The sequence below is a fragment of the Microbispora sp. CSR-4 genome, assembly GCF_008033685.1.
In the GTDB taxonomy this organism is placed as follows: Bacteria; Actinomycetota; Actinomycetes; order Streptosporangiales; family Streptosporangiaceae; genus Microbispora.
In genome coordinates this window covers 37,900-60,822 of the sequence record NZ_VJVX01000045.1, presented here as the reverse complement: position 1 = coordinate 60,822, position 22,923 = coordinate 37,900, and the positions used below count along the sequence as shown (strand labels likewise).

At 70.5% G+C, this 22,923-nt stretch carries 21 protein-coding genes; 7 read left to right on the top strand and 14 right to left on the bottom strand.

What is annotated here, in order from left to right; translation table 11 throughout:
* Nucleotides 1-54: 54 nt before the first annotated feature.
* A complete protein-coding gene (locus FLV34_RS28090; protein ID WP_142651162.1) occupies nucleotides 55-795 on the bottom strand; it encodes a hypothetical protein in 741 nt (246 codons plus the stop codon).
* Nucleotides 779-1,330 carry an RNA polymerase sigma factor gene (locus tag FLV34_RS28085; protein WP_142651161.1) on the bottom strand — a complete coding sequence of 184 codons (552 nt, stop codon included), beginning with the start codon at nucleotides 1,328-1,330 and terminating at the stop codon, nucleotides 779-781. The genes FLV34_RS28090 and FLV34_RS28085 overlap by 17 nt, the downstream gene beginning before the upstream one ends.
* A 262-nt stretch (nucleotides 1,331-1,592) precedes the next feature.
* Here FLV34_RS28085 and FLV34_RS28080 point away from each other — a divergent pair, with 262 nt between their 5' ends.
* From FLV34_RS28080 to FLV34_RS28065, 4 genes are all read left to right on the top strand, one after another.
* A complete protein-coding gene (locus tag FLV34_RS28080; protein ID WP_142651160.1) occupies nucleotides 1,593-2,324 on the top strand; it encodes a methyltransferase in 732 nt (243 codons plus the stop codon).
* 74 nt (nucleotides 2,325-2,398) lie between these two features.
* A complete protein-coding gene (locus tag FLV34_RS28075; RefSeq protein WP_142651159.1) occupies nucleotides 2,399-3,097 on the top strand; it encodes a response regulator transcription factor in 699 nt (232 codons plus the stop codon).
* The gene (locus tag FLV34_RS28070; protein ID WP_142651158.1) at nucleotides 3,097-4,482 is read left to right on the top strand and encodes a cell wall metabolism sensor histidine kinase WalK; all 1,386 of its coding nucleotides are present in this window, start codon (nucleotides 3,097-3,099) and stop codon (nucleotides 4,480-4,482) included. The genes FLV34_RS28075 and FLV34_RS28070 overlap by 1 nt, the downstream gene beginning before the upstream one ends.
* Before the next feature lie 40 nt (nucleotides 4,483-4,522).
* Nucleotides 4,523-6,400 (top strand): acyl-CoA dehydrogenase family protein, encoded by a 1,878-nt coding sequence (locus tag FLV34_RS28065; RefSeq protein WP_147944505.1) that lies wholly within the window; start codon nucleotides 4,523-4,525, stop codon nucleotides 6,398-6,400.
* Between the two features lie 142 nt (nucleotides 6,401-6,542).
* On the opposite strand, the gene FLV34_RS40760 is transcribed toward FLV34_RS28065, so the two are convergent.
* From FLV34_RS40760 to FLV34_RS28035, 7 genes are all read right to left on the bottom strand, one after another.
* On the bottom strand, nucleotides 6,543-6,701 hold the full coding sequence (locus FLV34_RS40760) for a hypothetical protein (RefSeq protein ID WP_168066445.1): 159 nt from the start codon (nucleotides 6,699-6,701) through the stop codon (nucleotides 6,543-6,545).
* A gap of 545 nt (nucleotides 6,702-7,246) precedes the next feature.
* The gene (locus FLV34_RS28060) at nucleotides 7,247-7,846 is read right to left on the bottom strand and encodes a Uma2 family endonuclease (protein WP_142651156.1); all 600 of its coding nucleotides are present in this window, start codon (nucleotides 7,844-7,846) and stop codon (nucleotides 7,247-7,249) included.
* 150 nt (nucleotides 7,847-7,996) lie between these two features.
* Nucleotides 7,997-9,142: an acetyl-CoA C-acetyltransferase gene (locus tag FLV34_RS28055; RefSeq protein WP_142651155.1), complete on the bottom strand. Its 1,146-nt coding sequence runs from the start codon at nucleotides 9,140-9,142 to the stop codon at nucleotides 7,997-7,999.
* A gap of 87 nt (nucleotides 9,143-9,229) precedes the next feature.
* Nucleotides 9,230-10,333 (bottom strand): hypothetical protein, encoded by a 1,104-nt coding sequence (locus FLV34_RS28050; protein WP_147944504.1) that lies wholly within the window; start codon nucleotides 10,331-10,333, stop codon nucleotides 9,230-9,232.
* An 81-nt stretch (nucleotides 10,334-10,414) separates the two neighbouring features.
* Complete coding sequence (locus FLV34_RS28045) at nucleotides 10,415-11,323, bottom strand: class F sortase (protein ID WP_147944503.1); 909 nt, start codon at nucleotides 11,321-11,323, stop codon at nucleotides 10,415-10,417.
* A gap of 8 nt (nucleotides 11,324-11,331) precedes the next feature.
* Entirely contained in the window at nucleotides 11,332-12,261 is a 930-nt protein-coding gene (locus FLV34_RS28040) for a hypothetical protein (protein WP_147944502.1), read from the bottom strand.
* A 156-nt stretch (nucleotides 12,262-12,417) separates the two neighbouring features.
* On the bottom strand, nucleotides 12,418-13,686 hold the full coding sequence (locus FLV34_RS28035) for a hypothetical protein (protein ID WP_147944501.1): 1,269 nt from the start codon (nucleotides 13,684-13,686) through the stop codon (nucleotides 12,418-12,420).
* Nucleotides 13,687-13,835: 149 nt separating this feature from the next.
* Here FLV34_RS28035 and FLV34_RS28030 point away from each other — a divergent pair, with 149 nt between their 5' ends.
* Nucleotides 13,836-14,615, top strand: coding sequence for a hypothetical protein (locus FLV34_RS28030; RefSeq protein WP_147944500.1), 780 nt, complete (start codon nucleotides 13,836-13,838; stop codon nucleotides 14,613-14,615).
* A 12-nt stretch (nucleotides 14,616-14,627) separates the two neighbouring features.
* Here the strand turns inward: FLV34_RS28030 and FLV34_RS28025 are convergent, their stop codons facing one another.
* Both FLV34_RS28025 and FLV34_RS42750 read right to left on the bottom strand, forming a co-directional pair.
* The gene (locus FLV34_RS28025; protein ID WP_147944499.1) at nucleotides 14,628-15,638 is read right to left on the bottom strand and encodes a class F sortase; all 1,011 of its coding nucleotides are present in this window, start codon (nucleotides 15,636-15,638) and stop codon (nucleotides 14,628-14,630) included.
* Nucleotides 15,639-15,649: 11 nt separating this feature from the next.
* Nucleotides 15,650-17,074: a hypothetical protein gene (locus FLV34_RS42750; RefSeq protein WP_147944498.1), complete on the bottom strand. Its 1,425-nt coding sequence runs from the start codon at nucleotides 17,072-17,074 to the stop codon at nucleotides 15,650-15,652.
* A 239-nt stretch (nucleotides 17,075-17,313) separates the two neighbouring features.
* On the opposite strand from FLV34_RS42750, the gene FLV34_RS28015 reads away from it, so the two are divergent.
* Nucleotides 17,314-18,459, top strand: coding sequence for an acyl-CoA dehydrogenase family protein (locus FLV34_RS28015; RefSeq protein ID WP_142651147.1), 1,146 nt, complete (start codon nucleotides 17,314-17,316; stop codon nucleotides 18,457-18,459).
* A gap of 28 nt (nucleotides 18,460-18,487) precedes the next feature.
* Here the strand turns inward: FLV34_RS28015 and FLV34_RS40755 are convergent, their stop codons facing one another.
* Nucleotides 18,488-18,649 carry a hypothetical protein gene (locus FLV34_RS40755; protein ID WP_168066443.1) on the bottom strand — a complete coding sequence of 54 codons (162 nt, stop codon included), beginning with the start codon at nucleotides 18,647-18,649 and terminating at the stop codon, nucleotides 18,488-18,490.
* Between the two features lie 83 nt (nucleotides 18,650-18,732).
* Nucleotides 18,733-19,515: an alpha/beta fold hydrolase gene (locus tag FLV34_RS28010; RefSeq protein ID WP_147944497.1), complete on the bottom strand. Its 783-nt coding sequence runs from the start codon at nucleotides 19,513-19,515 to the stop codon at nucleotides 18,733-18,735.
* A gap of 138 nt (nucleotides 19,516-19,653) precedes the next feature.
* Between FLV34_RS28010 and FLV34_RS28005 the strand changes: the two genes are divergently transcribed.
* Nucleotides 19,654-20,547, top strand: coding sequence for a hypothetical protein (locus tag FLV34_RS28005; RefSeq protein ID WP_142651145.1), 894 nt, complete (start codon nucleotides 19,654-19,656; stop codon nucleotides 20,545-20,547).
* A gap of 107 nt (nucleotides 20,548-20,654) precedes the next feature.
* On the opposite strand, the gene FLV34_RS28000 is transcribed toward FLV34_RS28005, so the two are convergent.
* Nucleotides 20,655-22,883, bottom strand: a complete 2,229-nt coding sequence (locus FLV34_RS28000; protein ID WP_147944496.1) for a SpoIIE family protein phosphatase — start codon at nucleotides 22,881-22,883, stop codon at nucleotides 20,655-20,657.
* Nucleotides 22,884-22,923: the final 40 nt, after the last annotated feature.

Sequence of the window (22,923 nt, the reverse complement as noted above, 5' to 3'; positions counted from 1 at the left end):
GACCGGTCACCGCACCGGTCACTTCACGCGTCACTTCACGCCTCACTTCACGCCTCACTTCACCGAGCGGGCGATCCGTACGGCCTCCTCCAGGTCAGGTCCCTCCAGCCGCAGCCCGACCAGGTTGTGCTGCCAGATGAGCGTCGGCCCGGCCACCCGCTCCTGGCGCGGCGTGCCCCCGCCCGACGGCATGTACGACACCCCGTGGGGCTGCCGGATCCACCATCCGCCGACCGCGCTCACCTGATCGGGCCACGGTTCTCCGAGCTCCTTGCGCCAGACGACGCCCAGCGTGCCGTCGTACTCGTCGAGCCGGACGCCCGGCCACAGCAGCGTCACCACCCGGCCGCCGTCGGCGACGCGGACGTCGGCCGGCGCGCCGAGCGCGGACGGCACGAGGACGGGGAAGCGGACGGCCCGCCGCGCCTCCTCCAGCGTCACCCGGCGCTCGCCGGGCAACGGGCTCGGCACCCCCGTGGGCAGCGGCCCCGCGCCGCCGACGTGGATCTCGACGCCCGCGAAGCGCAGCACCGACACCACCGCGGCCCGGCCCTGCGGGGTGACCCCGAGCAGCACGGCCATCAGCACCGCCACCGCCGCTGCCGCCACGCGCGGCGTCGGCCGCCACACGGCCCGCCGGGGTGCTGGCTCGCCGCTCTCGATGCGGGCGCGTACGGCACGCGCCACGCCGGCGGGCGGCGGCGCGGGGGGCACGGCCAGGTCCTCGCCGAGGGCCCGGAGCCGTGATTCGAGATCGTCCGGTGCGATCGGTTCGCTGTCACCCGAGTTGTTCACGGCCCACCTCCTCCCGCAGGCGCCGCAGTGCCCGGAACGTCCGCGACTTCACCGTGCCGAGGCGCACGCCGAGGACCTCGGCCGTCTCCGCTTCGGACAACTGCAGGAAATACCGGCAGACCACGGCCTCGCGTTCCCGTTCGGGGAGCGCGCGTACGGCCTCCAGCAGTCTGCTCCTGCCGTCGGCGTCCACCGCCGCGTCCTCCGGGTCCTCGGGATCCCCCGGCCCGTACGGCTCCCGCTCGCGGCCCAGCCGTACGGCGAGGTCGGAGCGGCGGCCACGCGACCGGGTGAGGTCATGGGTCACGTTGGCCACGATGCGCAGCAACCAGGGGCGGAAGGACGAGCCTCGGCGGAATCCCTTGAGGTGGCGGAACGCCTTGACGAACGCCTCCTGGACGACGTCCTCCGCCTCGTCGGCCGCCCCGAGCAGGCTCGCCGTACGGTGGGCGACCGCGCTGTATCGGGTGACCAGCACCTCGAAGGCGTCAAGGTCACCGGCCAGGGCGCGGGTCACTGCTTCGTCGTCGTCCATCGGGGGCAATCGGGGGGTGGGATGGAGGTGAAGCCTACGATCATGCGGGCATCCCGTCCACAGCGCTCGTCAAAACAACGCTCGTCAAAACAGCGCTCGTCGAACCAACGCTCGTCGAACCAACGCTCGTTGAAACAACGTGCCGCGGGAAGAACAGTGCGGGCGCAATCCGTCATCGGCGGCCCCTCCGGCGAAGCGGGCGTCCGCCGATGAGGCGGGCACTACACTTTCCACGACCGTCAGCGTGCAGATCGAGGATCCTATGTCTGGGTATGACCGAGTAGTCCAGCCGGCGGCCGGGGACGAGGCTCTGGAGAACCACCTCGGCGGCGACGAGGCCAAGAACTACCGGCAATACGAGTTCGACATGGTCGCCCCGCACGTCGGGCGGTCGCTCCTGGAGATCGGTTCGGGTCTCGGGCACTTCGCCGAGCAGTTCCTGCCGCGCCTCGACAGGCTCGTGGTGAGCGACTTCGATCCCTACTGCGTGGAACAGCTGCGCAAGAGGTTCGCCGACCGCGACGACGTGTCGGTGCTCCAGTTCGGCCTGCCGACCGACATCCCCCTCGCCGATCCGGTCGACACCGTCGTGATGATGAACGTCCTCGAGCACATCGAGGAGGACGCCGAGGCGCTGCGGTCGCTGGCCAAGGTGACCGCTCCCGGCGGCCGGATCGTCATCTGGGTGCCCGGCTACATGCAGCTCTACGGGGACTTCGACCGCAAGGTGGGTCACGTCACCCGCTACACCCCCGCCACCCTGCGCAAGACCGTGACCGACGCCGGGCTCGACGTCCAGGTGCTCAAGCCGATCAACTTCCTCGGCGGCATCGCCTGGTGGGCGGCCGTACGGCGGGGCGGCGTGGGCTACCCCGACCCCCGGCTCGTGAAGATCTACGACCGCACCGTCGTGCCGATGACCCGGCTCATCGAGCGGTTCATCCGCCCGCCGTTCGGCCAGACCGTGTTCTGCGTGGCGCGCGTTCCGCGCTGACGGGTGCCGCGCGGGGCGGCCAAGTAAACCCGAATTGTGCGGCAAATGCTTTCTACCTGCACAATGGGTCACCCATGAGTGAAACCAGGATCCTCGTCGTCGAGGACGAGCCAAACATCCGGGACATCGTGGAAGTCGCCCTCAGGTTCCACGGCTTCCGGGTGACGGCCGTGGGCACGGGGGCCGCGGCCCTCGGCGAGGTGCTGAAAAACCAGCCCGACCTGGTCGTCCTCGACGTCATGCTGCCCGACATCGACGGATTCGAGGTGTGCCGCCGGATCCGGGCCGACGGCGTGCACCCTCCCGTGATCTTCCTCACCGCCCGCGACGCGGTCGCCGACACCGTGCGCGGGCTGACCCTCGGCGGCGACGACTACGTCACCAAGCCCTTCTCCGTCGAGGCCTTGGTCGCCCGCATCCGCGCCGTGCTGCGCCGTACGACGGTGCCGGCGGCGGCCGAACGCGCCCACGGGCCGATCCTCCGGGTGGCCGACCTGGAGCTCGACGAGGCGCGCTGGGAGGTGCGGCGCGGCGGCGTCACGGTTGACCTGTCGCCCACCGAGTTTCGCCTGCTCGCCTTCCTGATGGCCAACGCCGGCCTCGTCCTCACCAAGCGGCGGCTGCTGGAAGAGGTCTGGGGCTACGGCGGAAGCTCGCAGGTGCTGGAGACGTACATCTCCTATCTGCGCCGCAAGCTCGACCCGCTCGGGCCGCCGCTGATCCACACCCAGCGCGGTATCGGATACGCCCTGCGGCCTCCCCAGGACTCCTGATGTCGCTCAGGACGCGCCTGCTCGCCGGGCTGCTCGGGGTGAGCGCCGTCCTGCTCGTCGTGTTCTCCCTCGTCAGCGTCATCGTGCTGCGCGGGCACCTGCGTACGCGGCTGGAGGGGCAGGTGGTGGCGGCGACCGTCACGGCGGCCCGCCGGGTGGTCGTGGGCGACCCGCTCGAACAGGCGCTGACCGGCTCCACCTATGCCCTCGCCGCCTACGACCTCAGCGAGAACCGCGCCCGTCTGGTCAGCGGCGACGCCGCCGACGCTGCGGCGGTCCCCACGCTGGCCGAGGCGATGGGCAGGGACAGGTTGCTGGCGTACGCGGCACAGGGCCGCACGTTCGACCTCGACCCGAGCCATGACCACGAGATGATCGCGGCGGCGGCGATGTCGCCGAGCGGCCTGCGGCTGGTGGTCGTGGCGGTGCCCCTGGACGCGGTCGAAGATCCGGTGCGCCACCTGCTGATCAGCGAGCTGGCGACCGGCGGGGCGCTGATCCTGCTGCTGGCCGCGGGCGGCCGGCTGCTGATCGCCGGTGGTCTGGCGCCGCTCGGGAAGATGGCGGGCACCGCCCACCTGGTGGCCGAGCGCGTCGACCTGTCGGCCCGGATGCCCGAGGGGCCGTCAGAGGTCGGCAGGCTCGGCGCCGCGATCAACCTCATGCTCGACCGGATCGCCGACGCCTTCCGCGACCGCCAGGCGTCGGAGGACCGCGTGCGCCGCTTCGCCGCCGACGCCTCCCACGAGCTGCGCACCCCGCTGTCGACCATCTCCGGCTATGCGGAGCTCTACCGGGCCGGTGCGATCCCGTCCGAGGACCTGCCGAAGATCATGGGACGGATCGAGGCCGAGGCCAACCGCATGGGCCGCCTGGTAGGCGAGATGCTGGAGCTCGCGCGGCTCGACCGCGGCGCCGCGCTCTCGCTCGACGAGACCGACCTGGCCGAGATGGCCCGCGAGGTCGCCGCCGACTCGGCCGCCCTCGATCCCGCCTATCCCGTGACGGTGGAGGCCCCGCCCTCCCTGGTCGCGACCGTGGACGAGGCCCGGGTGCGCCAGGTGCTCGTCAATCTTCTCGGCAACGTGCGGGCGCACACGCCCGAGGGCACCAAGGCCACCGTACGGCTGCTGCGTGCCCCGGATTCGGTGACGATCGAGGTGCGCGACACCGGGCCGGGGATGAGCCAGGAGCAGGCCGAACGCGCCTTCGACCGCTTCCAGCGCGGAGAGGACCACCTGTCCGGCGGGGCGGGGCTCGGCCTGTCGATCGTGAAGGCCATCGTGGAGGCGCACGGCGGCCGGTGCCGGATCGTCTCCTCCCCCGGCGAAGGGACGGCCGTACACATCGCGCTGCCCGCGATGCAAAAGGCTACTGGCGGGTAGTTAACGAGCACAGCTCGCTTCACCGCCGAGGAGGTCGACGATGACGACCGATTATGCCAAGGCCAGGGAGGTGGCCGAGCAGGCGCGCGAGACGGAGTGGACCCGCCCGAGCTTCGGCAAGCAGCTCTTCCTCGGGGACTTCCGGCTCGACCTCGTGCACCCCGCCCCCCGCCTCACCGAGGAGGAGATCAAGAAGGGAGACGACTTCCTGCGCGCCCTGCGGGCGTTCCTGCAGGAGAAGGTCGATCCCGCGCTCATCGAGCGCACCGCCGTGATTCCGGACGAGGTGATCAAAGGCCTGGCCGCGATCGGCGCGTTCGGCATGACCATCGAGGAGGAGTACGGCGGGCTGGGCCTGAGCCACCTGTACTACTGCCGCGCGCTGGAACTCGTGACCTCGTGCTCCCCCGCGCTCACCGCGCTGCTGTCGGCCCACCAGTCCATCGGGGTTCCGCAGCCGCTGCGGCTGTTCGGCACCCCCGAGCAGAAGCGCCGCTTCCTGCCCCGCTGCGCCCGGGGCGAGATCTCCGCCTTCCTGCTCACCGAGCCGGACGTCGGCTCCGACCCCGCCCGGCTCTCGACCACCGCCGTACGCGACGGCGACGCTTACGTGATCAACGGCGTCAAGCTGTGGACGACCAACGGCGTGGTCGCCGACCTGCTGGTGGTGATGGCCCGGACCGGCTCCAAGATCTCGGCCTTCGTGGTCGAGGCCGACGCGCCCGGCATCACCGTCGAGCACCGCAACCAGTTCATGGGCCTGCGCGGCATCGAGAACGGAGTCACCCGCTTCCACCAGGTGCGGGTGCCGGTGGAAAACCTGATCGGCCGCGAGGGCCAGGGCCTGAAGATCGCCCTGACCACGCTCAACACCGGCCGGCTCTCCCTTCCTGCCACCTGCGTCGGCGCGGCGAAGTGGGCGACGAAGATCGCCCGCGAGTGGGGGCGCGAACGGGTCCAGTGGGGCCGGCCGGTCGGGCACCACGAGGCCATCGCCCGCAAGATCGCCTTCATCGCCGCCACCACGTACGCGCTCGAATCGGTGGTGGACCTGGCCGGCCGAATGGCCGACGACGAGCGCAACGACATCCGCATCGAGGCCGCGCTCGCCAAGCTGTACAGCACCGAGATGGCCTGGCGGCTGATGGACGAGCTGGTGCAGATGAGAGGCGGCCGCGGTTACGAGACCGCCGAATCGCTGCACGCCCGCGGGGAGCGCGGCGTGCCCGCCGAGCAGATGCTGCGCGACCTGCGGATCAACCGCATCTTCGAGGGCTCGACCGAGATCATGCACCTGCTCATCGCCCGTGAGGCGGTCGACGCCCACCTGTCGGTCGCGGGCGAGCTCATCGATCCGAAGGCCGACCTGCGGGCCAAGGGGCGGGCGGCCACCCGGGCCGGCGCCTTCTACGCCAAGTGGCTGCCGAGCCTGATGGCCGGGCCCGGCCAGGTGCCCACGTCGTACGCAGAGTTCGGCCCGCTGGCCCAGCACCTGCGCTACGTCGAACGGACCTGCCGCAAGCTCGCCAGGTCGACGTTCTACGGCATGTCGCGCTGGCAGGCACGGCTGGAGCACAAGCAGGGGTTCCTGTCGCGGATCGTGGACATCGGCGCCGAGTTGTTCGCCATCACCGCGGTCTGCGTACGCGCCCAGGAGGACGGGGCCGAGTTCGGGCGCAAGCCGTACGAGCTGGCCGACACCTTCTGCCACCAGGCCCGGCAGCGGGCCGAGGCGTTGTTCGACCGGCTCTGGGACAACACCGACGCCATGGACGTGCGGCTGGCCCGGCGGGTGCTCGACGGGCGCTACACGTTCCTGGAGGAGGGCATCATCGACCCGTCGCTGGAGGGGCCGTGGATCGCGCCCCAGCGCACGGGGCCGTCCATGTTCGACGACGTCCACCGGCACATCGGCTGAACGGGAACGGCCCCGCCCCCTTCTGCGCGGGGGGCGGGGCCGTTTCATGCGGTGGAGCCGTGTTTTGTGCGGGGCCGTGCTCTATGCGCGGGCGGGGCCGTGCTTTGTGCGCGGGCGGGGCCGTGCGGCGAGCCGGTCAGGCTCACACGTCGAGGCACCACATCCAGCCGTGGTCCGAGACGTAGCAGCGGTACCAGCCGTCGGCCCTCTGGGCGTGCGCCGGGGCGGACAGGACGCCGAACGTGGTGACCGCGACGGCGGTGGTGGCGAGCACGGCGGCGACGCGCTTGAACGACTTCATGGGTATCTCCTGACTCCTGTGCAAGGGATGTCTCTCTGACGCGTCTGAGTACACAGGACCCCACTTGTCGCGGTCTGGTGGGCCACTTGGAGACGGTTTGGCCGTCTCGGACGGCGAAAACCCTTTGTCCGGCGATACAGCGGCTTGTTACCGTCGTCCGCATGTGGATTCTGTACGGCGACCGCTGATCAGCCCAGCTGATCCGCTCAGCTTTCCGGCCCTGTCCATCCGACGCGGCAGCTGAGTGACGGCACCTCGGTGCCGCGTTCCCGACGTACAAGGAGATCCCGTATGCGTACTCGCGCGTCCAGCAAAGGCGGCAAGCGGCAGAACCCCCGCACGCCGCAGCCCCAGCGTTCCTTCCCACCGCCGCGGCAGATCCCGGCACCGCCCATGCGACCGGTGCGCCAGCCGCGGCGCCTGCCGAAAGGCCGCTGAATAAGCCGGCCCGGCAGAGGAAAGGGCACCTCGGAATCGATCCGGGGTGCCCTTTCGGTGTCCGTGCCCTGCCGTCCCGTCCTCTGCAGGGGTGACGGGGCCTGAGCTCAGACCGAGAGAAGCACAGCAGGATCGATGGAGAGCTCGACTGGGACATCCGTCTCCAGCAGGTCCCCGGCGAAGACACGATCGACCCGCCGGTAGACGTCATGACCCGGCACCAGCGTCCAGACCGTGATGTTCGGCTTGGGCTCCAGGTCCACCACCCAATATTGGGCGATCCCCGCCTTGGCGTACTCGCTGGGCTTCTCGTACCTGTCGGTGCGCTCGCTGGCGCTCTCCCGGGAGACGACCTCGACCACGAGAAGCAGGTCCACTCCCTGATATGCCCGTTCGTCTCGCTCGACCGCGCGCCGGGCGGCCCTGCCGTCGACGACCGCGACGTCGGGCACACGTATCCCGGTCGACGTGAACACGTCGACCGGGCCGTTCACGTAGAGATCGGCACCGGCGCGCGCGACCGCCGCATCCAGCCGCGTGCGCAGGTTCCGGACCGCGTGGTCATGACGAATGCTGGGCCAGGGGGACATGACGATCCATCCGTCGACGAGCTCGTACCGCGCGTCCCTGGGCATGCGATCCAGGTCGGCGATCGTGTACGGACCGTGGTGGTAGGAGTGCTCTCTGTCATCGTAAGCGACGCTCATCCCGCCTCCTTCGCCCCGAATGCCACGAGCCACGACTCAGCGTAACCCAGCGGGCCCACGAGGGCCGGGGCTCGTGCACCGCACGTCGCCGGCCCGGCAGAGGAAAGGGCACCTCGGAATCGACCCGGGGTGCCCTTTTCGCGCGAACGGTCAGAGACGCTCGATGATCGTGACGTTGGCCTGGCCGCCGCCCTCGCACATCGTCTGCAGGCCATAGCGCCCGCCGGTGCGCTCCAGCTCGTGCAGGAGCTTGGTCATGAGGATCGCGCCGGTGCCGCCCAGCGGGTGCCCCAGCGCGATGGCGCCGCCGTTGGGGTTGGTGCGCGCCGGGTCGGCCCCGATCTCCTTGAGCCAGGCCAGCGGCACGGGTGCGAACGCCTCGTTGATCTCGATGACGTCGATGTCCTCGATCGACAGGCCCGCCTTGGCCAGCGCCTTGCGGGTGGCCGGGATCGGCGCCGTCAGCATGTAGATCGGGTCGTCGCCGGTCAGCGCGAGCGTGACGATCCGGGCGCGCGGGACCAGGCCGTGCTCGCGCACCGCCTGCTCCGAGGCGATGAGCAGCGCCCCCGAGCCGTCGGAGATCTGCGAGGAGGTGGCCGCGGTGATCCGGCCGCCCTCACGAAGGGTCTTCAGCCCGGCCATCTTCTCCAGCGTGGTGTCGGGTCGCGGGCCCTCGTCGTCCTCGACGCCGTTGATCGGCGCGATCTGGTCCTTGAAGTGTCCGTTGGCGATCGCCTTCGCGGCCCGCTGGTGGCTCTCGTAGGCGTAGCGCTCCAGCTCGTCGCGCTCGAAGCCCCACTTCTCGCACATCAGCTCCGCGCCGCGGAACTGGGAGATCTCCTGCTTGCCGTACCGCTCGACCCACTTGTCGCCGAACGGGAACGGCATGCCCTTCTCCAGGGCCGCCGAGATGCTCGATCCCATCGGCACGATGGACATCGACTCGACGCCGGCCGCGACGACCAGGTCCTGCGTGCCCGACAGCACCCCCTGCGCTGCGAAGTGGATGGCCTGCTGCGACGAGCCGCACTGCCGGTCGATCGTGACCCCGGCCACGGTCTCCGGGAGGCCCGCGCTCAGCCACGCGTTGCGCGCGATGTCCATGGACTGCGGGCCGAACTGCATGACGCAGCCCATGATCACGTCATCTACGGCGGCGGGGTCGACGCCGGTGCGCTCGACGAGCGCGGAGAGAGTGTGGGCGGCCAGGTCGACCGGGTGGACCGTGGAGAGCCCGCCCTTCTTCTTGCCGACCGGCGTGCGAACCGCCCCGACGATGTACGCCTCTGCCACAGTGCCTCCATAAGAAACCGAGCAATGTTCGGTTAGTGAGAGGTTACATCAGAACTTTCGTCGGGGGAGGCGGGGAAACGGACATATTCAGGCATAACCTCCCGGAAGCGCGTCGGCAGGCTCGGCAAGCTGGAAGCCCCGGCTGTCGGCCGCGATCCCCCGGAGCGCGTTGGCGAGCGTCACCGCGACGTCCGCCCGGACCAGCAGCGCCGCCCGCGCCTCGTCGGCGTCCTCCGCGTCGGTCTCGCTGGCCGTGTCCTCCACGTCTGGGTCTGCGTCCGTATCTGAATTGGCGCCCGCATCGGCGGCGGAGCCCGTGTCCGAGGTGGCGTCTGCGTCGGAGCCGGAGTCCGCGTCGGCGGCAGAGCCCGTGTCGGCAGTGGCGTCCGTGCCCGAGCCGGCGTCCGCGTCCGAGGTTGTGTCGGCGTGGCCGTCCAGCGGGGCCGCGTCCGCGCCCGCCACGTCTTCCGTCGTGCCGTCGGCCGCTTCTCCGGAGGCCGCGCCGGCCGCGTCGTCGGCTCCCGTCTCCTCCGTGCGTACGACCGGGGAGACCCTGGCGATGGCGATCTCCGTGAGGTACGGCCAGCGGGTCTGGGCGGCGGGCGGCAGGCGGTGCCCCTCCTCGATCGTGACCTGCACGTCGGCTCCGGCGTAGACGTCGGCCACCCTGCCTCGGCGTACGGAGACGTGGACGACGCCCTCGATCAGCTCGCCGTCCGGCCACCTTTCGGCGTCCACCGCATCGGCGTGCCGCAGCGCCTCGGTCAGGACCGGCAGGATCTCCTCGGGCTCGGGCACGGCCGGCAGGTAGACCAGCGGATCTACGGTCTCCTCCGCGGGATCGAGCGGCTCGCCCTGGCAGAGCGACCAGCCGCCCAGGCGGTAGGCGATGCCCTCGGCGAGACTCTTGTCGAAGAAGTCCACCGGCAGCGGGCCCTCGGCCGCGATCCGGCACGCCCAGAGCGTGTCCGAGTCGGGCACGCCGAGTTTGGCGAGGACGTCACCGGTCAGCTCGACGGGCGCCTCGATGCGCGACCCGCCCGCGAGGATGTCGTCGCCGTCGGTTCTCGCCTCGGGATCGGCGAGTTGCGCGACCGCCAGCAGTGTCTTCGGATCCGGCCGGGCAGGCAGCAGCGCCGTGGGCCCCGTGCGCAGCCGACCGGGCAGCAGGAGTTTCGAGAACCAGCCCACAGGCCCTCCTCATGATCGGGTCGAAGAGACCATAGCCCCGACGGCCGCCCGCCACGAGCCCTTCCCGTGAGGTGCCCGGGATCAGGACTTTCTTTTCGCCAGGCGCGTGCCGGTCATCGTGGCATAGACGATGACATTGTCGACATAGTGGCCAGTTGTGTGGTTGTAGGTGCCGCCACAGGTGATCAGCCTGAGCTCGGCGTTGTCGGCGTGGCCGTACACCCGGTTGGTGGGGAACGTCTGCTTGTCCGCCTGCTCGATGCCGCCCACGGTGAAGATGGCCACGGTCCCGTCGAGGCGATACACCTCGATCTTGTCGCCGTACGCCAGCTCGTGCAGGCGGCTGAAGACGGCGCTGCGCGTGGTGGTGTCCTTGTGGCCGAGCATGACGGCAGGGCCCGCCTCACCCGCCGTCGGGCCCCCGCGATACCAGCCGACCAGGTTCGAGTTGCTGATCGGCGGCGTCTGGATCGCGCCGGAACGATCGAGGCCGACCGACTTGATCGGCGCGTTGACGCCGATCTTGGGGATGACCAGGCGCTTGGGCGTGGACGGCTGCATCGCCGGAGCCGCCGGGATGTTCGGAACCGGCGGCGGCGCGGTGGCGACCGCCTGCGTCAGCGGCTGCCCGACTCCGCCCGGCCCCACGGAGGGGGCGAGCCCGTCCTGCGCCACGCGCTTCAGCGTCGAACGCTCCGACGCGGCGTACTCGTCCGGGTTGTTCACCATGATCACCACACCCACGATCATGATGACCAGGCCCACGATGGCCGCCGTGATCAGCAGCCGCCGTACGGCCTCCGCCCCGCTGCCGGGAGGCTTCTCCTCCGGCGGCGGGGGCGGCGCCTGCACGGGCTGCATCTGGGGCAGCATCACCGGCTGGAAGACCGGCTGGCCGTAAACCGGCTGTGGGTAGCCCTGCCCGCCCGGCCCGAGAGGCACGCCGTACGGCTGGCCCGGCGGGTACTGTCCAGGTGGCGGGGTGGTCATGACTCGTCCTACTGCCTCACCGGACGTCGCCGGGCCCGGAGCACGAGCCCGCCCGCACCCGCCGCCAGCATGAGCGCGGTGCCGGTCAGGACGAAGAGCCGCGCGTCGGGGCCGGCGTCGCCTCCACCGCCGGTGGCCGCGCCGCCCCCGGGCGTGTTCTCGATCTGGGCGGACTTCGACTTCTTGGTCTTGACCGGCGACGGCGACGCGAAGACCGTCTCGTACACCGTCCTGGTGCTACTGGGCCTGGGCGAGGCGCTCGCGGAAGGACTCGGGCTGGCGCTGGGACTGGCACTCGCGCTCGGGGACGCCGAGGGGCTCGCCACCGCGATCGTCGCGACGGCGGGCGCCGTGTTGGCGCCCGTGGTGGCGACCACGCAGTTGTAGAGCGCGGTGGGCGTCGTGGTGGTCGTGCCCGTGCCGGCGGGCGCGATCATACTGATCTTGAAGTCCTTCGCCGTCAGCACGACGGAGGTGGCCCCGCTTTGCGGTGTGACGGTCATCGTGGCCGTGGGAAGAGCGGGCATCGCCCCTCCCGACGCGACGACCGCGGTCAGCGGCGTGCCGGTCGGCGAGGGTGTGGACACGCCCGCGGTCATGCCGGCCGGCAGCGCCGACGCCGACACGGTGGGCTGGAGCTCGATCGTCGCGCCGCTCGCGATCTCCACCGGCGCGGGGAACGCCGACGTGGTGACGGGCTGGACGCTCAGGGTCGCGGTGTACTGAGTGCCGGACACCGCCGAGGTGCTGGCAGTGAGCGTCACCATGAAATCGTGCGTCACCGCAGCGCCACCCACGCTCGGAGTGCAGCTGTACGTCACGGTCTTCGTGTCGGCGTGCGCGCCGAGCGCGCTCAGGCCCAGGAGAAGGCCCGCGCTGACCACTCCGGCCGCGGCGGCCCTTCCGGCGACACGGCCCCGCGCCTTTGACTTCAGCACTGACGTCTCTCCACTTCGATGCTCGCAGTCAACAGGCGTACCAGCATTCCAGCGTACGGTCACGGTCAGGTAGAGATCTTACGGACAAAAACCCCAAGACTGTCTCCACTTGCTCAAACATTCTCCCGTTCTCCACCTGTGCGCGTCAGCCGGACGCTAATGCCTGCCGTACGAACCGGGGTTGAGGCCGAACCGCCGCAGCAGCAGCCCTCCGGCCGCCGCGGCGGCCATCAGCGCCAGGCCGGTGAGCACGACGAGCCGGGCGTCCGGGCCCGCGTCGCCTCCGCCCCCGGTCTGCGCGCCGCCGAGCGGGGTCGTCTTGATCTGCTTGGTCGCCGGGCGGGAGGCCGTCGCGGTCGCCGTGACCGTGCGGGTCGCCGTGATGCTCGGGCTCGGGCTCGGGGTCGGCGATGCCGAGGCGCTGGGGCTGGGCGAGGCGCTCGCGTCGCTGTCGGACGGGCTCGGCGAAGGGGACGGCGAAGCGGAGGGAGACGGCGAGGCGGACGAGGACGAGGCGACGGCGAACGCGAGCGACGCCCTGCTCGCGGACGCCGGCAGCGTGCACGTGTAGAGCGCGTCACCCTCGCCTGTGGTGTCCCCGGCGGCGCGCAGCTTCAGCGTGAAGTTCCCGGCCGCGACTCCGACCGTGCCCGTCGCCGTCGGCGTAAGCGTGACGAGCAGCTGGGGGATCGGCGTCAGCGTGGCCGACGGCGAGAGTGACGACGCGAGCACCGTAGAAGCGGACGGGCTCAGCGTGATGGCCGCAGGGCTCTCCCCCGTGCCGTTCTCCGTTTCGGCGCCGTTCTCCGTGTCATCCGTGGTCGAGCCGCCCTCCTCGCCGGGCGGAGTCGCACTGGCGGAGGGTGACGGGCTCGGGGAGGCGTCCGTCGCCGACTCGTCGCCGTCAGGGGAAGGCGACGGCGATGCCGAAGGAGAAGCCGAGGGAGAGACGGATGGGGAGACGGAAGGGGAGGGCGACGGGCTCGGCGTCGGGGAGTCCGCAGGACTGGCGCTGGCACTGGGACTGGCACTGGGGCTCGGCGACGCGTCCGCGGGCTCGCTCACGACGGGAGCGCCGGTCACCTCCACCAGGCCCTCGGCGATCATGACGTCGTTCGCCGCGATGCCCGTCGCCGGCGCCACCATCGCGCTCTGGCCCTCAGACGGCGTCGCGGGAGCGATCTGCCAGGTCAGGGTCGCCGCGCTGCTCACCACCGGGTCGTCGGGCGCGACCAGGGTCACGTTCACCGGGTAGGTCGCGGCGGCGGAGGCACCGGCCGGAGTGCACGAATACAGCACCGTCGTGGTTTCGGTCTCGGCGAGCACCGGCCACGTCATCAGGGCCAGCGCGACCGCCGCTCCCGCCGCCGAACGGGCCGCGATGCGACGCTGGGCACTCCTGCGCCGGGCACTGGGGTCGGGCACGACGTCTCTCCTGCCACCTCAGTCACGTACACGTAGCGAACAGTCTCCCAGGAGTTGACCATTGACATAACCGGCGGGCGGCCTATGTCAGGAAATTCCCAGGGAACCTTCATCGCCTCGCAACAGTAGGGAGGGTGGAGGTGTTGACCATGAGAAAACTGCTCGTGGCTCTCGCGGCCATGGCTGCGATCCTCGTTCCGGCCCTGCCCGCGCACGCGCGGGCAGGCGGCTGGGCCGTGACCGAGCTCGACCCGCTTCCCGCCACGGTGCGGCCCGATGTCTCCTACACGGTGGGCTTCTGGGTGCTTCAGCACGGCACCCACCCATACGACGGCCCCGGCGACATCGGACCGATCGGCCTGCGTCTGACCGGAAAGGACGGCACGACCCTGACGTTCGACGGGACGCCGCTGCCGGAACCCGCGCACTACGCCACGTCCATCACCGTGCCTGCCGGACGATGGCGGGTGGAGGGTGTGCAGGGCATATTCGCGACGTACGAGATCGGGACGCTCACGGTGCCGGGCGGGCTGAAGACGGCTCCGCCGCCGTTCCCGGTGCCCGTCGGCATCGTGATCAAGGATTATTGGGGTCCGGTGAAGCCGCCCGGGTTCCCCTGGAAGGCGACGAACGTCGTTCCCAACCGCCCGCCGACGGCGATGCCCGCAGCGTCCGCGGAGCCGACCGGTGCCTCACCGCAGGCCCCTGCCCCTCAGCCGGTCGAGGCCACCCCGCCGACGCAGGTGGCCGCGGCCGCCGGCGACTCCTCGCCGTGGCGTCATCCGTACGCGCTGGTGGCCGTCGCGGTGGCGGCGGTGGCGGGCACGCTGCTGGTCCAGCGCGCGGCCCGGCCGGTCGTACGGCGAAGGCCCCACGATCCGCCCGAGCGTGAGGAGCGGGAGGGCGAAGAGGTGATCAGCCTGGGCTGATCACCTCCGTGATCACTTGGTCTGCGTCAGCGTCGCGTAGACGATGATGTTGTCGGTGTAGTGGTGCTGCTTGGCGTTGTAGACCCCGCCACAGGTGATCAGCCGCAGCGACGACGTGATCGTGTTGCTGTAGACCCGCTTGGTCGGGAAGGTCGACTTGCTGACCTGCTCGATCCCGTCCACCGTGAAGATCGCCATCTTGCCGTCCGCGCGGAGAACGGCGATCTTGTTGCCGCGCTTGAGCTCGCGCAGGCGGCTGAAGACGGCGGCGCCCTTGCGGGTGTTCACGTGTCCGAGGATGACCGCCGGCCCCTGGTCGCCGGGGGCCGGTCCGTAGCGGTACCAGCCAGTCAGGCCGGGCTTGCTCAGCGGGGGCGCCTGGATGACGCCGGACTTGTCCACGCCGACCGAGCCCACCGCGGCCTTCACGCCGATCGCGGGAATGCTGATCTTGAGCGGGCGGCCGGCGGCGGCCTTGCTCGTCGTCTTCTTCGCACCGGACGACGAGGACGACAGCGGCTTCGAGGACGACGAGGCCGCGCTCGTGAGGGTCAGCGGGGCGATCGGCTGCAGCGCGGGAGCCGGCGGCGGCGCGGTCGGGTCGGCCGCCGTGAGCGGCACGCCCGGCCCGCCCGGGCCCACGGTCGGCGGCAGGAAGGCCGCGTTGCCCGCGTCCCGGACGGTCACCGTGGCCGGAACCGGCCCGCTCTCCTGCGGGTCCGAGGGGCTCAGCACGACGAGCATCCCGGCCATCACCGCCGCGATGCCGCCGAACGACCCGGCCACGAGCAGCGTCGCGAGCACCGGCTGGGGCAGTGGCTTGCGCGCCTTCTTGGCGTCGGCCTCCGCGGGAACGCCGCTCTGCACGGGCACGCCACCCTGCGAGGGAGCGTCCGCCTGCGCAGGAACGCCACCCTGCGAGGCAGCGCCCTGCGCGGGATTGCCGGCCTGCTCGGGAACGCCACCCTGCTGGGGAGCGCTGCCGTGCTCGGGAGCGCCGCCGTCAGGAATGCCGTCGTTCATCGTCATCCTCCTCAGCCCCGCTCACCCGAGTGCGCCGCCCTGCGCCGGAGCATCGCCACACCGCTGAGCATGCCGATAAGCAGCAGCGCGCCGCCCGAGCCGATCAGCAGCATGCCCGAGAACGACACGCGCTCCGGAGCCTCACCGGTCTGCGCGCCGCCCTGCGGCGTGATCGCGACCTGTGCCACGCTCGGCGTCGCGGTCAGCGTCACCGTTCTCGTCGCCGTCGGCGACGGGCTGCCCTGCGTCACCACCGCCGTCACGATGTAGTGCTGCGTCTGCACGGCAGCCGGCGAGGGACTGGCCGACGGAGAAGGCGAAGGCGTGGCCGAGGGCGACGGGGAAGGCGACAGCGACTCTTCGCCCGGGTTCTCATCCGTGGGACTGGCCGAAGGGGTCGGCGACGTGCTCGGCGAAGCGGACGTGTCAGGCGAGGTGTCCGGCGACGGGCTGGCCGGGTTGTCGTCACCACCGCCGATCTCCACCTGGATGGCGCCCGGTGCGTTGGCGAGGGTGCACTCGGCGCGGTACTCCTTCGGCGGATTGACCAGGTCACGAGTGATCACGCGGAAGGCGTCGAGCTGGCCCGCCTTGGCGTCCTGGACGTTCTTGATCGTGATCGTGTGCTGCCCGTACTTCAGACCGTGGAACTTCCACAGGGTCTCGCCGCCCTTGTGGGCATCGTTCACGAGAGTGCCGTCGGGGTTTCGCGAGGGATCCACCCGCGGCGGAGTCGCCGGCTGGCCGTCGATGGCGATGTCTATCGGTCCCGCGTCCCGGTCCTTCTGCGCGACGTATTCGATGCCGGTGCCCGTGAAGGTGTAGGACGCCCAGGCGTCCTTGTCCGTGGTCCGATGCAGGTCGAGGTGATAGTCGTTGTCCTCGCTCGGCCGGTCGTTGAGGTCCTCCCAGCCGGCGCTGTAGGTGATCGTCGGATCGTCATCGTTGACCATGACTTCCGAGGCCGCCGGCCGGAAGTCGACGAACAACGTTTTGCCGGGCCGCACCGTTACAGTGCCGGCCCGGTCGGTGTGGCCGAAGTCCGAGATGCCGACGGGCAGATCGAGCGGGACGCCCTTGTCAAGCGGCCCCGCCTGCTCCACGGTTCCCTTCGGCTGAAGCTGCCCGTCCCAGCCGCCGCTGATGTTGGCCCGGCCGATCACATCGATCCGGCCACCGTTGGGCATGTATGCGGGTGATCCGAAGCGCGTCGCGTCCTTGTAGTTCAGTTTCCACTCGACGTTGAGCGGGTCACCGACGTTGAGCGTCGTCGGGACGGTGAGCCGCGTCCGGAGATTCACGGTCCCGGAGCCCGTTCCTGCAATGCCGTTGTTGCAGGTGTAGTCGACGACCAGAGTGGCGGTAGCGGCGCCTGCTGTCATCGACGGCCCGACGACGAACGCCGTACCGGCCAGGCCGAGGGCTAGAGCGGCCATGGTCCTAGGGAGACCAGCTTTCCACCGAATCACCGCATACTCCGATCACAGGACCGCCCTGGCGGGCCTATAGCAAACCGAAGGTAGATCTTAGAGGCAACCGAAGCGGGCCAAAGGGGTCGTTATGACGATGGTTTCGGAGTTGTGACCCTCCGTACAACGTGGTGCCGATCGACCGGGGAGGACCAGAATCGTATTCTGGTGCGGCCAACAGACCCTGGGACCGGAAGGCTTACCCGATGCGGCGAGACCTCTTCGACGAGGAGCACGACCTCTTCCGCGAGACCGTCCGTGAGTTCATGGCCCGCGAGGTCGTCCCCCACCACGCGCAGTGGGAGAAGGACGGCATCGTCCCCCGCGACGTGTGGAAGAAGGCGGGCGAGCTGGGCATGTTCGGCTTCTCCGTCCCGGAGGAGTACGGCGGTTCGGGCATCACCGACTTTCGCTACAACGCGGTGATCGTCGAGGAGATCATCCGCGTCGGCGCCACCGGCCTGGGATTCGGCCTGCACAACGACATCATGGCGCCGTACATGGTCGATCTGACCAACGACGAGCAGAAGCAGCGGTGGCTGCCCGGCTTCGCGTCCGGCGAGCTGATCACGGCGATCGGGATGACCGAGCCGGGGGCCGGCAGCGACCTGCAGGGCATCCGCACCACCGCCGTACGCGAGGGCGACCACTACGTGGTGAACGGTCAGAAGACCTTCATCACCAACGGCATCAACTCCGACCTCGTCGTGGTCGTGACCAAGACCGACCCCTCGGCGGGCGCGCGGGGCACCTCGCTCCTGGTGGTGGAGCGCGGCATGGAGGGCTTCACCCGCGGCCGCAACCTGGAGAAGGTCGGCATGCACGCACAGGACACCGCCGAGCTGTTCTTCGAGAACGTCCGGGTGCCGGTGACCAACCTCCTGGGCGGCGAGGAGGGCCAGGGCTTCTTCCAGCTCATGAACAACCTGCCGCAGGAGCGGCTGTCGATCGCGGTGGCGGCCGTGGCCGCGGCGGAGACGGTGCTGGAGCAGACGATCGAATACTGCCGCAACCGTACGGCCTTCGGCCGCAGCATCGGCAAGTTCCAGAACACCCGGTTCCTGCTGGCCGAGCTGTCCACCGAGGTGGAGATCGCCCGCCACTACGTGGACAAGTGCATCCGGGCGCTCAACGCCAAGGAGCTCACGGCCGTCGACGCCGCGAAGGCCAAGTGGTGGACGACCGAGCTGCAGAACAAGGTCATCGACCGGTGCGTCCAGCTCCACGGCGGCTACGGCTACATGCTGGAGTATCCGGTGGCGAAGGCCTGGCTGGACAGCCGCGTGCAGACGATCTACGGCGGCACCACCGAAATCATGAAGGAGATCATCGGCCGGTCCTTCGGCTTCTGAAAGGGCCCCGGATCGGCAAGGCCCCGGATCAGCCGTGCTGCTGTCCCCAGATGAGCAGCATGGCCACCACGAACACGACCATCACGCCTCCGTAGGCCACCGGGCTCAGCCGGAAGAACCTGCGCACCTTGTTCAGCAGCCACGCGAACAGGAACGCCAGGAAGACCAGAAGGATGAGTCCGGTGTCCACACTGATCAGTATGCGCGGGTTTCCCCGCCCCCGCGTGCCCGTCGGCACAAGCGGCATGAGCGGCACAAGCCGCCCGGGAAGGCTCAGCGGGAGTCCTCGCGAGCGCAGCCTTCGAGGATCACCCGCGCGACCAGTTCCGGGTCGTCGCTCATCGGCAGGTGACCGCAGCCGCGCAGCAGCAGCGCCCGCTGCCCCGCCCACCGTGCCGCCCGTACGGCCTGACGGCGCGGCAGCAGCCGGTCGTGGTCGCCCCAGGCGATCGTGACCGGCACCTGGGGCGGTGCGGGCGGCGCGACCCACGCCATCGACTCCAGCGTCTCCTCGAACCCCGCGCACTCGCGCATCGCCTCGGCCGCCGCGACCACGGCCTCGCGCGACAGCCGCTCCGGGTGGGCCACGAGCAGGCTCATGGCCAGCGCCCTGCCCTCGGCCGTGCCGGCCGCGAGCGCGGGCAGCTCGCCCGCCCGCGTCGCCAGCCGCAGCAGGCGCAGCACCGCCCGCGCGTACATGTGCTCGGACCGGGACCAGAACCCGCTGGGAGACAGCGCGACGGCCGTGCGGACGTCGGCGGACGACGCCAGGTCGAGCGCGATGTAGCCGCCGAGCGAGTTGCCCGCGACGTGCGGCCGGCTCAGGCCGAGGCCGGTCCAGAACTCGCGCACCGCCCGCCCCAGCGTCTCCGCGTTGTACGGCGTGCCGTACGGCAGCGGCGGAGAGTCCCCGAAGCCGGGCAGGTCCACCGCGATGACGTCGTGCCGCTCGGCGAGCAGGTCGAGGACCGGCAGCCAGCCGTGCCGGTGATGGCCGATGCCGTGCAGGAGGACCAGCGGTGGGCCGCTGCCGCGGCGGTCGTGGGCGAGCTCCATGTGTCCGAGTGAAGCACCCGGAACGACCGGAAAGAAGCGTGCGGCGCGTCGCGTCCGTCGGCGTCAGTTAACGCATTGGTCTTCTGCACCTGCAATCATGTTTCGTCACAATAGTTGAAAATGGAATGAAACCGACAGATGACTATCACTAAGCCGGAGGAAATCACCGGCGCCGTCTCCGACCTGCCGGAGCCGGACGCGAAGGCCAGCGTCGTCGATCTGCTGGAGCGCGGCGGATCGGTCGTGGTGCCCGTCGGCGTCGCCCTCTACGCGCTGCTCTACCTCGGCATCCAGCAGGTCTACGGCATCTTCAACATCAGCCCCGAGCAGGCGGGCATCGACCAGGCCACCATGTTCGGCCGCCTGGTCGGGTCGCTGGTCCTGCTCGTCATCGCCGGCGCCCTGCTCATGGGCGTCGTCGTAGCCGTCGTGTGGCTGCTCGACAAGGTGACCCTCGGTTACCTGTTCCGCCTGATCCAGGCCATCAGGGAGCGCCCGTGGGCCGCCGCGATCGTCGGCGCGCTGTGGTGCGGGGCGACCTACTGGGGCTTCCTCGGCTACCTCGGGCTGGGCGAGGGCGTGTCCATGGCCGGCGTCGTGATCACCTCGGTGCTGATCGGCGCCCTGGCCTTCCTCGTGCCGTTCCGGCTGCTGCGGCGGCGTCCGTCCGGCCGCGCGGGCATGAAGATCGTGGTGGCGGCGTTCACCGGCATCGGGCTGGGCTTCGCGTTGATGGGGCAGATGGAGAGCGACGCGATCGCCGTCGCCGAGAAGGGGCAGCCCGCCAGCATGCTGCTGTCGATGGTGGGCTTCCAAGACCAGTGGGTGGTGCTGAACGACCGCGAGAGCGGCAAGGTGCTGCGCGACGGTGCGCAGGTGCTGCTGCTCGGCGAACGCGAGGGCACGTATGCGCTGTACGACTGCGCGCACCAGGAGACCTTCCGCATCTCCATGGAGGCGACCGTGCTGCGGCAGGTGACGCTCGAACCCGAGCGCCCGGACGGCTACAGCTGCCTCGACCAGAAGCACTGACCTGAAGCCAGAGGCACCGACCTGAAGCGCCCCCGCACCGGGGGGCGCTTCAGCGTCCTACGGTCTTCACCCGCTTACGGCCTTCACCATCTGACGGTCTTCGCCGTCTAACGGCCGCCGATGGGGATCTCGAACCAGACCGCCTTGCCCTCGCGGGTGGGACGGGAGCCCCAGCGGCGCGCGAGCTGGTCGACGAGATAGAGACCGCGGCCGCCCTCGTCGTTCTCCCCCGCGCTGCGGATGCGGGGCAGGCGCAGGTCCTGGTCGAAGACCTCGACCCAGACGGACTCCGCGCCCCGGCGCAGCCGCAGGGTGAACTCCTTGTCGCCGGCGATCTCCTCTTCGAAGCCCGGCACGTCCCACGACTCGTCGAACGGCAGCGGCGGCCCGTCGAGCACCAGCTCGCGGCGCGGCACGCTGGCGCTGGCGGCGTGCAGCACCACGTTGGTCACGACCTCGGAGACGAGCAGGCAGGCCAGCTCCGCGCGTTCCTCGGGCACCTGCCATCCGGCGAACGCCTCGGACGCCATCCGCCGGGCCTCGCTCACCATGATCGGCTGGGCCGGGAACGTGCGCTCCTGGGACTGTAGCTCGGTGCCCGCGGAGCGGACGACGAGGATCGCCATGTCGTCGTCGATCTCGCCGGGGACGGCCACCGTGGCCAGGTCGGCGATGCGCTCGACGGACTCCCCCGACGCCTTGGCGAGCTTCTCCCGCAGGATGTCGAGCGCCTCGTCGTCGACGGCGACTCCCGTGGCGGAGTCGCGCGGCGGCCTGCGGTCGACCAGGCCGTCGGTGTAGAGGAGCAGGGTCGCGCCGGGCGGCAGCACCCGCGTCTCCTCCTTGTAGACCAGGTCGGCGTGCATGCCCTTGGCCCGCACCCCGAGCGGCTGGCCGACCTCGGTGATGTCCAGGTCTCTGACCTCGCCGTCCACGATCAGCAGTGGCGGCGCGTGCCCGGCGTTGGCGAACGACAACTGCCTCGACCACGCGTCGTAGACCATGTATTGGCACGTGACGATCGGCGGGTTGGTGATGTCGGCGCCGAAGTCGTCGCGCTCCGGCGCGGCGACGATCCTGGTCCACTCGTCGAGGCGGGCGAGGATGTCGGCGGGCGGTTTGTCGTCCTGGGCGAAGGCCCGCAGCGCGGCCCTGAGCTGGCCCATGACCGCCGCCGCCTTGGCTCCTCTGCCCTCGACGTCGCCGATCACGATGCCGACGCGGCCGGCCGACAGCGGGATCACGTCATACCAGTCGCCGCCCACCTGGGTCTGGATGCCCTGGCCGTGCGAGGCGAGCGGGGCGGCCGGGTAGTAACGTACGGCGATCTCCAGGCCGTCGAGCGACGGCAGCGGCTGACGCGGGAGCAGGTGCTTCTGGAACGACTCGGCGGTGTGCCGCTCCTCCTCGAACAGCAGCGCGTTGTCGACGGCGAGCGCGACGCGGGTGGCGATGGCGCCGACGAAGTCGCGGTCGAAGGTGTCGTAGTGGGGCGACCGCCGACTGGTGAGGTTCGACAGGCCGAGGTACATGAGGCCGAGCGTCTCTCCGCGCACGCACAGCGGGGCGACGATGGCCGAGGTCATCCCGATCTCGCCGCACAGCCGGGCCGCGCCCTCGCTCGGCGCCGGATAGCTGACCTGGGAGAAGTCTTCGACGAGGATCGTCTCCTGGCGGCGCAGCGCGCTCTCGGCGTAGTGCCCGAGGGGGTATCTGATCTCCGCGCCCACCGGCCGCCAGGTGTCCGGCGGCGGCGTCCAGCCGTTCACGTGCGTGGAGACCTTGCGCACCAGGCGGTCGCCCTCGTTCAGCTCGATGAAGCAGTGGTCGGCGAACTGCGGGACGAGCATGTCCGCGACCCGGTTGAGCGTCTCCTCGACGTACAGGGAGCCGGCGAGCCGCTCGCCGATCCGTTCGAGCAGGCCGAAGCGGTCCTTCTCACGCTCGTTGCTGCGCATCGCCTCGCGCGCGGTGATCACGATGCCGCTCACGGAGCCGGAGGGGTGGCGCAGCGGCACGGCCTGCGCCCGCACGTAGATCGTCGAGCCGTCGCCGCGGGTCACGTCGAACGTGCCCTCCCACACGTTGCCGCGCAGCACGTGCTTGGCCAGTTCGGCCGCGAGCGGATGGTCCTTCTCCGAGATTCCGAGGGTGTGCAGCGACTCCTTGGCCGGAGACGCGCCCACGCGGCCGAACAGCTGCTCGGCGAAGGGGTTCCAGTACAGGACATTGCTGAACCGGTCGGTCACGACCACCGCCATCTCCGCGTGGTCGAGCACGGAACCGGCGGAAAGGTGGTCGTCGGCGTCCTGTGACAGATCTCCCCATCGCCTCATGCCACGACCGTCCCTTGTCGAGGTGGGTTCGCTATGCCGG